Source organism: Paenalcaligenes suwonensis, from assembly GCF_011290505.1.
Taxonomy (GTDB): Bacteria; Pseudomonadota; Gammaproteobacteria; order Burkholderiales; family Burkholderiaceae_B; genus Paenalcaligenes; species Paenalcaligenes suwonensis.
In genome coordinates this window covers 75040-88907 of the sequence record NZ_JAANPV010000005.1, presented here as the reverse complement: position 1 = coordinate 88907, position 13868 = coordinate 75040, and the positions used below count along the sequence as shown (strand labels likewise).

The 13868-nt window shown below is 50.4% G+C and carries 13 protein-coding genes; all 13 read left to right on the top strand.

Annotation, left to right across the window (positions count from 1 at the left end; genetic code table 11):
• The first annotated feature begins 1 nt into the window (after nt 1).
• Nucleotides 2-640, top strand: a complete 639-nt coding sequence (locus GY634_RS09070) for a YfgM family protein (protein WP_166408224.1) — start codon at nt 2-4, stop codon at nt 638-640.
• A complete protein-coding gene (bamB, locus tag GY634_RS09065) occupies nt 640-1788 on the top strand; it encodes an outer membrane protein assembly factor BamB (RefSeq protein WP_166408223.1) in 1149 nt (382 codons plus the stop codon). The genes GY634_RS09070 and bamB overlap by 1 nt, the downstream gene beginning before the upstream one ends.
• 5 nt (nt 1789-1793) lie before the next feature.
• Nucleotides 1794-3167 (top strand): ribosome biogenesis GTPase Der, encoded by a 1374-nt coding sequence (gene der, locus GY634_RS09060; protein WP_166408411.1) that lies wholly within the window; start codon nt 1794-1796, stop codon nt 3165-3167.
• Nucleotides 3164-4249, top strand: a complete 1086-nt coding sequence (gene hisC / locus GY634_RS09055) for a histidinol-phosphate transaminase (RefSeq protein WP_166408222.1) — start codon at nt 3164-3166, stop codon at nt 4247-4249. Before der ends, hisC begins: the two co-directional genes overlap by 4 nt.
• Before the next feature lie 107 nt (nt 4250-4356).
• Nucleotides 4357-4593 carry an RNA chaperone Hfq gene (gene hfq, locus GY634_RS09050; protein ID WP_135861985.1) on the top strand — a complete coding sequence of 79 codons (237 nt, stop codon included), beginning with the start codon at nt 4357-4359 and terminating at the stop codon, nt 4591-4593.
• 69 nt (nt 4594-4662) lie between these two features.
• Nucleotides 4663-5769 carry a GTPase HflX gene (gene hflX / locus GY634_RS09045; protein ID WP_166408221.1) on the top strand — a complete coding sequence of 369 codons (1107 nt, stop codon included), beginning with the start codon at nt 4663-4665 and terminating at the stop codon, nt 5767-5769.
• Nucleotides 5735-7048 carry an FtsH protease activity modulator HflK gene (gene hflK / locus GY634_RS09040; RefSeq protein ID WP_166408220.1) on the top strand — a complete coding sequence of 438 codons (1314 nt, stop codon included), beginning with the start codon at nt 5735-5737 and terminating at the stop codon, nt 7046-7048. Before hflX ends, hflK begins: the two co-directional genes overlap by 35 nt.
• A 9-nt stretch (nt 7049-7057) precedes the next feature.
• Nucleotides 7058-7933, top strand: a complete 876-nt coding sequence (gene hflC, locus GY634_RS09035; RefSeq protein ID WP_166408219.1) for a protease modulator HflC — start codon at nt 7058-7060, stop codon at nt 7931-7933.
• A 160-nt stretch (nt 7934-8093) separates the two neighbouring features.
• Nucleotides 8094-9263, top strand: coding sequence for an ATP phosphoribosyltransferase regulatory subunit (locus tag GY634_RS09030; RefSeq protein ID WP_166408218.1), 1170 nt, complete (start codon nt 8094-8096; stop codon nt 9261-9263).
• Between the two features lie 66 nt (nt 9264-9329).
• Nucleotides 9330-10625 (top strand): adenylosuccinate synthase, encoded by a 1296-nt coding sequence (locus GY634_RS09025; RefSeq protein ID WP_166408217.1) that lies wholly within the window; start codon nt 9330-9332, stop codon nt 10623-10625.
• A 151-nt stretch (nt 10626-10776) separates the two neighbouring features.
• The gene (locus tag GY634_RS09020) at nt 10777-11322 is read left to right on the top strand and encodes a phosphoribosyltransferase (protein WP_135861973.1); all 546 of its coding nucleotides are present in this window, start codon (nt 10777-10779) and stop codon (nt 11320-11322) included.
• Between the two features lie 315 nt (nt 11323-11637).
• A complete protein-coding gene (gene rpsU / locus GY634_RS09015; protein ID WP_166408216.1) occupies nt 11638-11850 on the top strand; it encodes a 30S ribosomal protein S21 in 213 nt (70 codons plus the stop codon).
• A complete protein-coding gene (gene dnaG / locus GY634_RS09010; RefSeq protein WP_166408215.1) occupies nt 11847-13805 on the top strand; it encodes a DNA primase in 1959 nt (652 codons plus the stop codon). The genes rpsU and dnaG overlap by 4 nt, the downstream gene beginning before the upstream one ends.
• Nucleotides 13806-13868: the final 63 nt, after the last annotated feature.

The following is a 13868-nucleotide window of genomic DNA, read 5'->3' as shown; positions in this document are numbered from 1 at the left end:
CATGGCTTACGATCTGGAAGAACAGGAAAAGCTGGACGCGATTAAAGACTGGTGGACCCGCTACGGTACATTGTGCGTGGTTCTCGCCTTCGTGGTGTTGGCAGGTATTTTGGGCTGGCGCGGCTGGCAGTGGTACCAAAATCACCAGAACACGCAAGCCATGGGTTATTTTGAAGCGCTGGAAGCGGCCAGTGTGATGACTGGTGAAGAAGCTGATGCACGTTTGGTTGCAGCGAGTTCAACCTTGCGTGCTGACTTTCCTAAGTCCGGCTATGCGAGTCGTGGTGCATTGGTAGCCGCTTGGGCATTGCAAGAGCGTGGTAATGCTGATGGTGCTCGTGAGCAACTGGAGTGGCTGATTCAGCAAGGCTCCGATCCTGCTCTGAAAGCTGTAGCTAGACTGCGCTTGGCAGGTTTGTTGTTGGAACAAAAGAATTTCGATGCAGCCTTGGCGCAGTTGAATAATCCTCCAGAAGGGTTTGCTGGCCTGTATGCAGATCGTAAAGGTGACGTTTTGTTTGCTCAGCAGAAACTGGCTGACGCACGTGCCGCATGGCAAGAAGCCTTGGGCTTGTTGAAGGGCGATGCCGTAGAACAATTAATTCAACTGAAGATTGATGCAATTGGAGAGCAGCAATAATGGCTAAATACGTATTTAAACGTTCAGTGGTTGCTGTAGCGGCTGTGTTGGGCTTGGGTTTGTTAACAGCATGCTCTAGCAGCAACCCCCGTTTTGATCCCGTGCCACTCACCGACTTCCAGCCCGAGGTTCAGGCTGGTGTGCGTTGGTCTACCTCTATTGGTAGCGGTGGTGGTTATGGTTTTGTGCCTATTGCATCGGGTACAAACGTTTATGCGGCAACACCATCAGGTGTAGTGAGCAAAGTAGACTTGGCTAGCGGCCGCCCTGTGTGGAGTACTAACGTTGATAAACGTCTTAGTGCTGGCGTGGGTGCCGATGGTAGATTGGTGGTGGTAGCGGCGAATGACGGCACCGTTATTGCTCTGGATGACCAGGGTAAAGAAGCCTGGCGTGCTACGGCGGCTAGTGAGGTAAACGTGCCCCCTGTGGTGGGTTACGGCGTGGTGGTGGTGCGTAGTAGCGACTACCGCTTACAAGCTTTTGATGCACGTAATGGCGAGCTGTTGTGGAGCATTCAGCGACCAGGCCCAGCCTTGGCATTGAAAACCAGTATTCAGATGGACATGATCGATGGCATGTTGATTGCTGGTATGCCTAATGGTCGTGTGATGGCAGTAGACCTGAACAGCGGTTCTGTGCAGTGGGAAGGCACGGTAGCGGTGTCCAAAGGGGCTACTGACTTAGAACGTATTATTGATGTGGTGGGCCAGCCGTTAATTCGCGGTCCATTACTATGTGCAGCAGCATATCAAGGCCGTATTGTGTGTTTTGATGTGTCCCAAGGTGGTGTGCCCGTGTGGTCGCGTGATTTCTCTACTAGTGTAGGGATCGCGGCTGACGACAGGTTCGTATACGCTGCAAACAGACATGATGTGCTGAGTGGGTTCAGCATGATGGACGGGACGTCACTGTGGAGCCAAGAAGGGCTGCGCAACCGTCGCTTGTCAGCACCTGCAGTGGTGCCGGAAGCGGTGGTGGTGGGTGACTCCGAAGGCTACGTGCATTTGTTATCCCGCTCAGATGGGCGCTTCCTAGGACGCGTAAGCGTTGGTGGTGGTGCAATTACTTCTCCGTTGGTGGCTACTGATCGCGGTGTGATCGTACAGACTGGCAACGGTAATTTATTATTGGTTGGTGTCAATTGAGCAAGATTGCTTTCAAGCCGGTAGTGACGCTAGTAGGGCGGGCCAACGTGGGTAAATCCACGTTGTTTAACCGTCTTACGCGTTCCCGCCAGGCGTTGGTGGCGGATTTCCCAGGGCTGACGCGCGATCGCCATTACGGCGAAGGCAGAATGGGATCACGTCCTTATTTGGTGGTGGATACAGGCGGTTTTGAGCCGGTGGCCAAAGAGGGGGTGGTGCGGGAAATGGCACGTCAAACCCATCAGGCTATTATTGAGTCTGATGTGGTGATTTTCTTAGTCGATGCGCGTGAAGGCGTAAACCGACTGGATTTTGATATTGCGAATTTGCTGCGTCGCTCGGGTAGACCCGTGATTTTGGCAGTGAATAAAGCAGAAGGCATGCGTCATAGTGCGGCCGTGGCTGACTTCTACGAGTTGGGTCTGGGTGAAGCGAAAATGATTTCTGCTTCGCACGGGGACGGCGTGATGGATTTGATTGAATCCGCGTTGACGGAAGTGCCTGAGCCAGAAATCGAACCGGAAGTCGAAGAAGAATTCGATCCAGATGCGCCGGAAAAACCCATTGAGCATCGCATTAAATTGGCGATTGTGGGTAGACCAAACGTGGGTAAATCCACATTTATCAATAGCTTGATGGGTGAGGAAAGGGTAATCGCATTTGATATGCCTGGCACCACACGTGATGCCATCGAAATCGAGTTCGAGCACGGTGGTGTGCCCTACACATTAATAGACACGGCTGGGTTGCGACGTAAGGGTAAAGTGTTTGAAACCATCGAGAAATTCTCGGTGATTAAAACCTTGCAAGCGATTGAAGCCAGTAATGTGGTGCTGTTGATGCTGGATGCGCAAACTGAAATCTCGGATCAAGACGCCAGTATCGCGGGCTTTATTCAAGAAACAGGTCGTGCGCTGGTGATAGGTATCAATAAATGGGATGACCTAGACAGCTACAAGCGTGAGTGGGTGCAGCGCGAATTCGAACGTAAGTTGCACTTCTTGAACTTCGCAAAAATGCACACGATGTCGGCCTTAAAGGGCCAAGGCATACGTCCGGTGCTGAAGTCTGTGCGTGAAGCGCATGGCGCAGCATTCCGTCGTTTGTCTACACCAAAACTGACACGTGTCTTGCATGCAGCGGTAGAACAGCAACAACCGCCACGTAAAGGTATTTTCCGCCCCAAACTGCGCTATGCTCACCAAGGGGGGCAGAACCCACCTTTGATCGTTATTCATGGTAGCGGTTTGGAAGGCGTATCAGATTCCTATCGACGCTACCTTGAGGGACGTTTCCGTGAAGCGTTTGACTTGCAGGGCACGCCATTGCGTATAGACCTGAAGTCATCCCACAACCCTTATGTGCAGGATAAAAAGTGAGCCGTTTTTGGAGTGACCACGTAAATAACTTGCAGCCGTATGTGCCCGGCGAGCAGCTTGCTATAGAAAACTTGATCAAGCTGAATACCAATGAGCATCCATACGGGCCATCGCCTAAAGCGATTGCTGCGATCAAACAGGCTGCCAATGACAGCCTGCGTTTATACCCTAGTTACGATGCTAAAGGCTTGCGCCAAAGCATTGCTCGTTTGCATCATCTAGAGGTTGAGAACGTCTTCGTAGGTAATGGTTCAGACGAAATTCTGGCGCATATTTTCAGTGGTTTATTCCTGCGTGGCGGTCGTCCTCTGCTGCTACCTGACATTAGCTACAGTTTTTACCGTACCTACTGCCGTTACTATCAAGTACCGTTTGAAATCATCCCGCTGGCTGAAGACTTCTCCATTCGTGTAGAAGACTACACACAGCAGCGTGATGTAGCACCTGCGGCCATTATTTTTGCGAACCCTAATGCGCCCACTAGCTTGCTGGTAGAGCTGGGTGATGTAGAGCGCATTGTGAAGGCCAACCCCGATACGGTAGTGGTGGTGGATGAAGCCTACGTCGACTTCGGCGGTAAAAGTGCTTCTGGCTTGGTTAAGCAGTACCCCAATGTGGTGGTGGTGCAAACCTTATCTAAGTCTTATGCCTTGGCGGGGTTGCGTGTGGGGTTTGCCTTGGCAAGCCCAGAAATCGTGGCAGGCCTAGAACGTATCAAAGACAGTTTCAACTCTTACCCATTAGATAGTCTGGCGTTGGCGGGTGCGCAAGCAGCCATTGACGATCAGGACTACTTTAATGAGGTGCGTAAAGCGGTGATGGATGCGCGTGACGAGTTAACCAAAGACTTGCAAGGTTTAGGTTTTACCGTGCTGCCGTCAGCGACGAACTTTGTGTTTGCTGCTCATCCAGAGCATGATGCGGCGCATTTGCAACAAGCCTTGAAAGAACGCGGTGTTTTGGTGCGTCACTTCTCGCAAGAGCGCATTCAGCAGTTTTTAAGGATTACAGTGGGAACTTTGGCGCAGTGTAAGCGTCTGACTCAAGAGCTAGCAACTATACTAGAGCGCAACGCAGAGTAAGCGTTTGTTAACATGCTATGGTTTGCAGGGTGCGCAACAGGGTGAAACCCTGTAAAGTATAGGTTTACAAGATTCAACCGAATAACAACACAATTGGAGTTTAGCCAATGAGCAATAAAGGGCAAATATTACAAGACCCATTTTTAAACGCCCTGCGTAAGGAACATATCCCTGTATCCATCTATCTGGTAAACGGTATTAAATTGCAGGGGCAAATCGAATCATTTGATCAGTACGTAGTGCTGCTACGTAATACCGTGACTCAGATGGTTTACAAACATGCCATCTCCACTGTGGTACCTGCTCGTCCCGTATCCCTGAAAGCGGATGACGACGCTGAATAAGTGTAGTGCCATCTTCCCAATACCCGCTTATCGCTACAGATGGGCGGGTATTTATTTTAGGGGTAGCCGATGAAGACGCTGATTATCAGTGTGGACATGGGCGAACCAGACTACCAAGCACATGCTGAAGAGTTTGTGATGTTGGCGACTGGTGCTGGTGCGGTCATTGCCGATGTGGTGGTGGCTAAACGCAGTAAACCAGATGCGGCCTACTTCATAGGTTCGGGCAAGGTTGAAGAAGCTGTACGTATCGCAGAGGCTCACGAAGTTGAGCTTATCCTGTTTGACCACCCCTTAAGTCCAGCGCAACAGCGAAACTTAGAGCGACAATTTAACCGTCGCGTGGTGGATAGGGTAGCGCTAATTCTTGATATCTTCGCCTTACGTGCGCAAAGCCATGAAGGTAAGTTGCAGGTGGAGCTCGCGCAGCTACAGCACTTATCTACACGTTTAACTCGACTATGGACGCACTTAGAGCGTCAGCAGGGCGGTATAGGTATACGTGGACCCGGTGAGTCACAGCTTGAGCTGGACCGCCGAATGATTGGTGACAAAGTACGCAAGTTGCGTGAGCGTCTTGAAAAAGTGCAGCGACAACGTGCTACACAACGCCGAGCACGTATGCGCAGCAGTACCTTAACGGTTGCTTTGGTTGGTTATACCAACGCCGGAAAATCCACACTTTTTAATGCACTGACTCGTGCAAATGCCTATGCGGCAGACCAGTTATTTGCCACGCTAGACCCTACAACCCGGAAAATCTGGATTGAAGGTACAGGGCAGGTAGTGGTGTCGGATACGGTGGGGTTCATTCGTGATCTACCACCGGCATTGATTGCTGCATTCCGTGCTACGCTCGAAGAGACAGTGCATGCAGACTTGCTGCTGCACGTGGTGGATGCGTCTAGCCCACAGCGTGACGAGCAAATTCACGAAGTACATAAAGTACTGGATGATATTGGGGCGGCACAGATACCTCGTGTGCTGGTCTATAACAAGATCGATCAAGCAGGTTTTGAACCTAGGATCGAGCGCGATGAACATGGTAAGATTTTGCGTGTCTTTGTCAGCGCCCTTGAGCGGGTTGGGCTAGACTATTTACGCGAAGCGATTGCCGAATCAGGTCAACTTTCAGAAAGTAATGCGTTTAATGTCCAGAATTTACAACTTGAATGATCCCGGTTGGGGTCGCAGCGGCGAGAAAAAAGGCGATCAGCAGCCTCCTCGTCGTCCTGAGTCCGGTCAAGAGGGTCCGCCTGATCTAGACGAGGTCTGGCGTGATTTTAATAACCGTTTGGGTTCGGTGTTTGGTCGTAAGCAGCGCCATGGTGGCAATCAGCCGCCAGGTGGTGCAGGTGGCAACACACCACGTATGCCTAAAGGCTCACCAAAGATTTTCATGGGGCTTGGTATAGCTGCCGTGGGCTTTTGGTTGGCAAGTGGCTTCATGATTGTGGAAGAGGGTCAGGTCGCGGTGGTTACGCGCTTTGGTCAATACACCACAACATTGGGCCCAGGCTTGCAATGGCGTTGGCCTAGCCCTATCGAAGAGCACCAAGACGTAAACGTTGCGCAATTGCGTACTATCGAATTGGGCTATCGTGGTAACTCCCGTAATAAAGTTCTGCCTGAGTCACTGATGTTGACGCAGGACGAAAGTATTGTGGATGTGCAATTCGTTGTGCAGTACCGCTTGCAGCCGGGTGGTGCACCTGACTACTTGTTTAATACCGTGGGCCCTGATGATGCTGTGCGTCAAGCCGCAGAAACAGCCATGCGTGAAGTAGTGGGGCGTACGCCTATGGATTCCATCTTGTACTCGGGTCGTACCGTGGTTGCGCAAGATGTGCAAAAACTGGCGCAAAGCATTCTTGAATTGTACAAAACCGGTATTGAGATCAGTACGGTAGCGATTCAGAACGTTCAGCCGCCTGAGCAAGTTCAGGCAGCGTTTGACGATGCAGTGAAAGCGGGTCAAGACCGAGAGCGTCTGATTAACGAAGGTAATGCATACGCTAACAAGATTCTTCCTGAAGCACGAGGCCAAGTCTCGAGAATGATGGAAGAGGCTGAAGGGTACAAAGCCCGCGTTATTGGTGACGCACAGGGTGACTCAGCGCGCTTTACTAGCGTAGAGAAAGAATACGTTAAAGCACCGGGTGTGATGCGTGATCGTCTCTACCTGACAACCATGCAAGAGATCTTGGAGCAAAGTGCCAAGGTTATGGTGGATTTACCTGCTGGCAGCAATATGCTGTATTTGCCACTGGATAAAATCACCAGTCAGGCAGCGAAAGCTGTGACAGGTTCGGCAACTAACGGTAGCGATGCGGCGGTGTCTGCTGCAGCGACAGCGGCAACAACCAGCAAAGCAACTGAGGTGCCACGTCCAGCAGCGGCAGCGTCTACGCAAGGTAATAACTTGCCTAACCTTTACTCGCCTTATTCCCGCTAGGAGATCACAATGCATCGTTTGTTTCCAGCATTGATCGCCTTGGCCATCGCCCTGGCGGTATTGCTATCATCTGTTTTTATCGTACGCGAACGTGATCTGGCGTTGGTGTTTGCGCTGGGTGAAGTGAAAGAATCCATTTCCAAACCCGGTTTGTATTTCAAACTGCCACCTCCTTTCCAAAACGTAGTGTTTTTGGATAAGCGTTTGCAGACAATTGAGAACAAAGAGCCTGAGCGTATTCAAACAGCAGAAAAGAAAAACTTGCTGATTGATTACTACGTGAAATGGCGTATTTCTGACCCACGCCAGTACTACGTGACATTTGGTGCGTCTGATCGTGGTGCTGTAGAGCGTTTGCAAGCACAGATTCGCGATGCGCTGAACGCGGCTGTTAACGTACGTACCGTAAAAGACGTAGTGGCTTCTGAGCGTGACGAAATCATGCGTGAGGTACTGAATGCGGTGGCGGCACGCGCACGCCCATTTGGGGTGGAAGTGGTAGACGTACGTCTGACACGCATTGGCTTTGTGCCCGAAATTTCCGAGTCGGTGTACCGTCGTATGGAAGCCGAGCGTAAGCAAGAGGCTAACCGTTTGCGTGCAACCGGTATGGCGGAAAGCGAGCGTATTCGTGCGCAGGCTGATCGTACTCGTGAAGAAATGCTGGCAGAGGCTTATGCGAAGTCTCAGGCTATTCGTGGTGAGGGTGATGCTGAAGCCGCTGGTGTGTATGCATCGGCCTACGGTAAAAATCCAGAGTTCTACCGTTTCTACCGCAGCTTAGAGGCCTACCGTAACGCCTTCAGTTCTGAAAACGATATCCTCGTAATCAGCCCTGATTCGGAGTTCTTTAATTTCTGGTCTCAGACTAAGGATTCCCGTTAAACCACAATTGGTATAGACGGGCTTGCCACAGCAAGGCAAGTTTCGTTTATACTAACGTGTAAGTTATTACACCATTTCGCAGGCGACTTGGAGGGCTTACGCCCCAAGTCGCCTTTTTGTTGTTTGTGTATTGATTGACTACGCCGCACGAGTCTTAGACATGTCAAATTGGTTGTTACCCGAAAGTCTGGCTGATATTCTGCCTGCAGAAGCTCGACGAATCGAGGAACTACGTAGAAAGTTGCTTGATCTGTATCGTACCTACGGGTTCGAACTGGTCATGCCGCCCCTGGTAGAGTATCTGGAATCCTTACAGGCCGTTTCCGGTACAAAATTAAACTTGCGAACCAATAAGTTGGTGGACCAGTTGTCAGGCCGCACCATGGGTGTGCGCGCTGATATGACGCCGCAGGTTGCACGTGTGGATGCACACTTGCTGAACCGGGAAGGGGTAACTCGCCTGTGCTATTGTGGTCCTGTGTTGCATGCGCGTCCTACCGGCTTGATGGCTGATCGTGAACTGCTGCAAATTGGTGCAGAGGTGTTCGGTTGTGCTGGAGTAGAAGCGGATATTGAAATCATCCGTTTGGCTCTAGCTAGTGTTGCCGCTGCGGGTGTGCAGGGCGCTAGCCTTGATTTGAATTTCCCTGGCATTGGTCAGGCACTGATTAATCAGGATCCTGCTTTAGTCCCCCATTCGGCAGATATTTTTGATCTGTTGAGCACCAAAGATATGCCTGGTATTCAGGCGTTGGGGGCTTCAGTTGCAGGGAGTAATCCTGCTGTTATAGAACATTTGTTGGTATTAACCAGCCTGTATGGCGAGGTCAATACAACTCTGGATGCTGCACGAAAAAAACTGCCAGCATTGCCTGAAATCGTTTCGGCGTTAGATGGCTTGGAGGTGCTGGTTGCAGCGCTGCCAGGCGAAACGTTGGCGATGGATTTGGCAGATATGGCGGGTAGCTACGGCTATCACACAGGCGCCGTTTTTTCCGTGTATGCACCGGGTTGGCATGATGCACTGGTTCGCGGTGGGCGTTACGACGGCGTAGGTAAAGTCTATGGCCGTTCACGTCCCGCAACTGGTTTTAGTTTGGATTTGCGTAAATTGTCGGGTGGGTTGCAGCCTGCTACGGCAACACAAGCCATTCGTGCCCCGTGGGGGTTGGATGAGTCTTTGCTGGCAGCTATTTCGGCTTTGCGTGAATCAGGGAAAATCGTGATACAGATGTTCCCGGATCAACCTCAAACTCAAGATGAGTTCATCTTCGACAGAGAGCTGGTTCTGGAGTCGGATCAGTGGCAATTAAGGGCGATTTCCGCATAAGTGTGGGTTCGCGTGGTTTTTGGTGGTTGAGCGGCGTAGCCGTTCCTATTTTTCTAAGTACGTAACATGAGCAAGAATATTGTAGTCATCGGCACGCAGTGGGGTGATGAAGGTAAGGGCAAGATCGTTGATTGGCTTGCCGAATCTGCCCAAGGCGTTGTACGTTTTCAAGGTGGTCACAACGCGGGCCACACCCTTTGGATTAACGGTCAAAAGACTGTGCTGCGCTTGATTCCATCAGGCATTATGCACAGCCACGTTACTTGCTACATCGGTAATGGTGTAGTGTTGTCTCCAGAAGCTTTGCTGGCAGAAATTGCTGAGTTGGAAGCTGCTGGTTTGAATGTGCGCGAACGTTTGCAGATTTCTCAGGCTTGCCCATTGATTCTGCCTTACCACATCGCTGTGGATCAAGCGCGTGAGCGTCGTAAGGGCGATGCCAAAATCGGTACTACAGGTCGTGGTATCGGGCCAGCTTACGAAGATAAAGTGGCACGTCGCGCCTTGCGTGTACAAGACCTCTTTGATCTGGTGAAGTTCGAAGAAAAACTGAAAGAGATTCTGGAATACCACAACTTTGTATTGACCCAGTATTTGGGTGCTGAGGCTGTTTCTATCGAGCAAGTGATGGAACAAGTTCGCACCTATAGCGAAGCGCTGAAGCCTATGGTGGCTGATGTGTCTAGCAATCTGTACGCCGCGAAGAAAGCAGGGCAGAAGCTGCTGTTTGAAGGTGCGCAAGGTGCATTGCTGGATATCGACCACGGTACCTACCCATTCGTAACGAGCAGCAACTGCTTGGCAGGCGCGGCCTCGGCGGGTGCAGGCGTAGGCCCTCAGCAGTTGGAATACGTATTGGGTATTGCTAAGTGCTACACCACACGTGTGGGTTCAGGTCCATTCCCTACCGAGTTGCACGACGAAGTGGGTACACGTATGGCCACGGTTGGTAAAGAGTTTGGTTCCGTAACAGGCCGTGCTCGTCGTTGTGGTTGGTTTGATGGCGCTGCCATGAAACGTTCCGTCATGATCAACGGGATCACTGGTTTGTGCATGACTAAGCTAGACGTACTGGATGGCTTGGAAACACTGAAAATTGGTGTGGGCTACCGTTACAACGGCGAATTCCTTGATGTGCTGCCATACGGTGCTGATGCGGTTGCTGGTGCTGAGCCTGTATTGGAAGAAATGCCAGGTTGGTCGGAGACCACAGTGGGCGTGACTGAATACGATAAATTGCCAGTAAATGCTCGTCGTTACCTAGAGCGTATTGCTGAAATTTGCGATGTGCCTATCGATATGGTGTCTACAGGTCCAGACCGTCGTGAAACGATTGTCTTGCGTGACCCGTTTACGAACTAAACGCAGTTAGGTATTTTTAACGCACAAGGCGGCTATTTTTAGCCGCCTTGTGCGTTTTTATCATCATGAGGGCGATGATTGTATGGTGGTTGATGATTTTCAGGCGTAGGCAGTGATATGATTCTACTTTGTTTGTCAGTCAGGAATTTTTATGAGTTTGCCCCCAAACACCGATAGTGATCTTTGGATAAGTTGGGATGAGTATCACCGTCTGATAGAACGTCTGGCATTAACCATTCATGAGTCCGGCTGGAAGTTTGACAAGATTGTCTGCTTGGCTCGTGGTGGTATGCGAGTGGGCGATATCATTTCTCGTATTTACGATGTACCTCTAGGTATCCTCGCAACCAGTAGCTACCGTGAAGCGGCTGGTACCCAACAAGGGGCGTTGGATATTGCGCAATTTATTACTATCACACGCGGTACGCTGGATGGTAATGTATTATTGCTGGATGATATGGTTGATACAGGCATGACCTTTAAACGCGTGCGCGATCACCTACGTCAGCAGTTCCCAGCAATTAACGAATTGCGTACTGGTGTATTGTGGTGGAAAGGGCACTCAACGGTAGAGCCTGATTACCACGTAGATCACCTGCCTACGAACCCTTGGATTCACCAGCCATTTGAGGATTACGATAGCATTCGTCCTCATCAGCTAGAGCCTTGGATCCGTAAAGGTCGTAGTAGTAACTAATAGTCGCAGGTAGTGCCACGAAGAATTAAGGCATATGTGAGTTTTAAGCGGTTCACATCTTTATTGTCTTGGTGTTTCGTGGTATTCTGTAAGGCTAACCCGTATGCCTTTTGCGGTTTGATACAAAAGGGCTGGGCGAAGCATGGTAGCTTGGTTGTAAGTGGTTTTGCTTACATCTGACGTCGCTGATACGTGTCATATGTTGTGGTCTGGATCATAATGTAGTGCGACTGCAACGTATGTTTTTGCCCTAGTGGCCTTTTTGTTCAGGCAGAAAGTGCTTTTGATTGATTTACTAACTGAATTTAGAACTACATGTCTATTGTTCGCCTAAAAGAGAACGAGCCTTTCGAGGTCGCAATGCGCCGTTTTAAGCGCACTATTGAAAAAACAGGTCTGCTGACCGAACTGCGCTCACGCGAGTTCTACGAGAAGCCAACTGCTGAGCGCAAGCGTAAACACGCCGCCGCAGTAAAGCGCCACTACAAGCGCATTCGTAGCCAGCAACTGCCTCCACGCCTATATTGATTCCTGAATCCTTTATTCAGGAACTGCTCGTACGCATCGATATTGCCGATGTTGTAGGGCGCTATGTGCAGTTAAGAAAGGGTGGAGCCAACCTGCTTGGACTCTGCCCTTTTCACAACGAAAAATCCCCCTCCTTTACCGTCAGCCCGACTAAACAGTTTTATCACTGCTTTGGTTGCGGTGCGCATGGCTCTGCTGTCACCTTTTTAATGCAGCATACAGGGGCTAGTTTTCCTGAGGCCGTTCGCAGTCTTGCCAATGAGGTGGGCATGGTGGTGCCTGAAGCACCACGTAGTCCGCAGCAACGCGCTGCCGATCAGCGCCGTAAAGTCGAAGTTTCACGTCACCAGCAAATTTTAGATGCTGCGCAGGAACACTACCTGAAAGAACTGAAACGTAGCGAAGCGGCCAAAAATTATTTAAAACAACGTGGCTTAACCGGTGAAATTGCCAAAACTTTCGGCCTAGGCTGGAGTGGTAATGAGCGCCGTGGCTTAAGTAGCGTGTACCCCAATTACGAAGACCCGCTGTTAATCGAGTCTGGGCTGGTGATAGAAAGTGACGACGGACGTCGCTATGACCGGTTTAGGCAGCGAGTCATGTTCCCCATACGTAATAGTCGCGGCCATATTATTGGTTTTGGTGGGCGATTAATAGAAAAGGGTGAACCTAAGTACCTGAACTCTCCCGAGACCTCCTTGTTTTCCAAAGGGCATGAGCTCTATGGTTTATGGGAAGGGCGCAAAGGCATTCGTGATGAAGGCTTTGTGGTGGTGGTTGAGGGGTATATGGATGTGGTGGCCTTAGCGCAGCATGGCTTGGCTAATGCTGTGGCAACCTTAGGCACCGCAACCAGCGAACATCATATTAAGAAGCTGATTCGTAGCAGCGACAGAATCGTGTTTTGCTTTGATGGCGACCAAGCGGGCCGTAAAGCAGCATGGCGTGCACTGGTAACGTGCTTGCCATTGGTGCGCGATGATGTGGCAATGCGCTTTATGTTCTTAGAACAAGGGCATGACCCGGATTCATTTGTGCGTGAGTTTGGGGCTGATGCGTTTAGAGAGCAAGCCGGTAAGGCCAGTGCATTATCGACCTTTATGTTGGATGCATTTGCTGAAACCCATGCGTTAAACGAAGCAGAGGGCAGGGCAGCGTGTGTACATGAGGCATTACCGTTACTGAAAAGCCTGCCTGATATTACGTTGGCTGTGCAAATTCAAAATGAGTTTGCAAAGTTGGTGCAACTGACACCAGAAGAGCTGCAACAGCGTTTAAGTTCGGTTGCGGGCACTACGGTGGCTATGTCACAAGGTGCTGCCGATTATCAGGACGCACCCGCGATGGAATATGGTCCACCTGATGACTATATTCCTTTTGATGATGGTGTACCGTATGGTGATTTTGGTGGGATGCCGTATGACGACATGCCATCCACGGGTACGAGTAAGCCACGCCGACGTCAACGTGGAAAAGCGCCTAATAGCGGCGGTGGTTTTGGTGGTGAAAGCCGCTCACGTACCGTCATGCCATTAGCTAAGCGTTTATTGCGTTTGTTGGCTGCTCATCCCGAGTTGGTGAGCCGTTTAGCGGATCAGCAACTTGAAATTATTGTACAGAGCCCCAATCTACTACTTGTACAAGAGTTAATTGCACTGATTAATGTTTGTGATGCCAAGCACTCTGGTGCATTATTGGAGGCGGTTGATCCAGACACTGAGCTTGGTGAGATGCTTATAGCGCTGACTACTGATTTATTGGCAGAGGAAGAATTGCCTAGTCCACAGCAAGAGCTACAAGATACCTTGTGTCGTGTGGAACAAATGTTGGTGGGAGAAGAGTTAGAGGCGTTGGTGAAGGGCGGACTGCCCGATGAGGCATCGCGCCGACGGTTTTCTGAACTTTCCAAGCGTAGAGCCCGCTTTAAAGATGCGTCTGGTTCACAACTGAAGTAAAATATAAGGTTTAGGTAGTTTGCAAAACCATTGGTAGGGAAAGGGCCTTGTTCTTTTGAACAT

Bases quoted from the DNA above. Each gene is read 5' to 3' on its own strand.
- hflX (WP_166408221.1), top strand. From the start codon at position 4,663: ATGAAGACGCTGATTATCAGTGTGGACATGGGCGAACCAGACTACCAA.
- GY634_RS09025 (WP_166408217.1), top strand. From the start codon at position 9,330: ATGAGCAAGAATATTGTAGTCATCGGCACGCAGTGGGGTGATGAAGGT.
- hflK (WP_166408220.1), top strand. From the start codon at position 5,735: ATGCGTTTAATGTCCAGAATTTACAACTTGAATGATCCCGGTTGGGGT.
- hflC (WP_166408219.1), top strand. From the start codon at position 7,058: ATGCATCGTTTGTTTCCAGCATTGATCGCCTTGGCCATCGCCCTGGCG.
- GY634_RS09030 (WP_166408218.1), top strand. From the start codon at position 8,094: ATGTCAAATTGGTTGTTACCCGAAAGTCTGGCTGATATTCTGCCTGCA.
- GY634_RS09070 (WP_166408224.1), top strand. From the start codon at position 2: ATGGCTTACGATCTGGAAGAACAGGAAAAGCTGGACGCGATTAAAGAC.
- bamB (WP_166408223.1), top strand. From the start codon at position 640: ATGGCTAAATACGTATTTAAACGTTCAGTGGTTGCTGTAGCGGCTGTG.
- hfq (WP_135861985.1), top strand. From the start codon at position 4,357: ATGAGCAATAAAGGGCAAATATTACAAGACCCATTTTTAAACGCCCTG.
- GY634_RS09020 (WP_135861973.1), top strand. From the start codon at position 10,777: ATGAGTTTGCCCCCAAACACCGATAGTGATCTTTGGATAAGTTGGGAT.
- rpsU (WP_166408216.1), top strand. From the start codon at position 11,638: ATGTCTATTGTTCGCCTAAAAGAGAACGAGCCTTTCGAGGTCGCAATG.